Source organism: Serratia sp. LTN-2, assembly GCF_059740205.1.
In genome coordinates, this window is sequence record NZ_JCAXDO010000064.1 from 1 (window position 1) to 1,266 (window position 1,266).

The 1,266-nt window shown below is 59.2% G+C and carries 3 protein-coding genes; all 3 read left to right on the plus strand.

Features of this window, described 5'->3' with window-relative positions:
- Positions 1-177 (plus strand): antirestriction protein (locus tag AC6BYQ_RS28320; RefSeq protein WP_498057913.1); only part of this gene is annotated, 177 nt, incomplete at its 5' end.
- Positions 178-219: 42 nt separating this feature from the next.
- Positions 220-630: a hypothetical protein gene (locus AC6BYQ_RS28325; RefSeq protein WP_498057912.1), complete on the plus strand. Its 411-nt coding sequence runs from the start codon at positions 220-222 to the stop codon at positions 628-630.
- Positions 631-679: 49 nt separating this feature from the next.
- A complete protein-coding gene (locus tag AC6BYQ_RS28330; protein ID WP_023337955.1) occupies positions 680-877 on the plus strand; it encodes a hypothetical protein in 198 nt (65 codons plus the stop codon).
- Positions 878-1,266: the final 389 nt, after the last annotated feature.

Here is a 1,266-nt window from a genome sequence, read left to right on the forward strand (position 1 = left end):
AGCGGGGAAGTGGCGGGGATCATCCTCACGGCGCTGGTACTGAATCACCGGAGCTGGCACCACAGCAACCATGACCACGAGGAACTGTGCCGCCACTTCTGCCGCCGTTATGAGCAGCTTATGGCATTTGCTGATACCCATCCGGAAAGCGACACCATCTGGCGTGCCCTTGACTGACTGACCGTGGGCGGCGATGCCGCCCGATTAAAGGAGAAAAACATGATTGGTACAGCAAGAGAAATTGCCCTTGAAATGTTCAGATGTGCCGACCTCGATGCCGAGAAGCACGTTTTCGCCAGCTGGGACAGCAATGATATCCGAAGCATTTGTGTGGACTGGGATCTGAGCAGTGACGAGATCGAAACGATTATGGAAAGGCTGAGTACCACGCTGGATTACGTCGGCTGTGTCTCTCTCATTCATGGCATTGTGGAGGAAATGATTGAGCAGAAGCGAGAACACCGCACAGTGACCATCCCTGCAACCTCACTTGCAATGGTCATGCAACTTGCAGGAAGGGAAATGCAGCGTATCGCCGTATGCGCGGAGGATGGCGGCGGATCAGCAGAAGAAACCCTGAAAGAAGAAAACGACGTCATGATGAGCCTGCGTGCTGCGCTTGAGGCCTGACAGAGAAGCCGGAGGCGTTGCCTCCGGAAACTGAAAAAAGGAGAACACCATGCAACTGTCACCGGAAACCCGCAGTATCCTGCGCCAGTATAAAACGCTCATCAACGAGCGACGTCGCGAATCCGGACTCAGCCCCGTAACCACAGCGAAAGTGCTGGATGAGATCTGCGAATCGGCTACCCGCCAGTGCGCCGTCTATCTTTGTGGCCACTTCATTCTCCAGGGCGGCCAGGGGGATGGACAATAAATGATCCGGGCGGGGCATATGCGCCGCCTGTTCGCGCGCGAAAACCCTGTCATCCCTTCGGGCTGACGGGCAGTAAGGCCAGCGCCTGCGGCGCTGCCCCCTCCCGCCCTGATGTTAGCCCGGGCCGATGCAGATGAAAGCCATTGTGAGGGCAAAGTGTCACGGATACGGTCCTGCGTGGCGTGGCGTGGCGTGGCGTGGCGTGGCGTGGCGTGGCGTGGCGTGGCGTGGCGTGGCGTGGCGTGGCGTGGCGTTGTCGCCAGCTCTGAAACCCGATCAGCAAATCCTCTGAAAACACCTGAATCCCACTTCTGGCCCCCTTCGGCTCCCGGCCAGCGCTGCTGTCCGGTCGTCGAGCCCCACTCCGCCAGGGCGGCCGCTGCGCACCC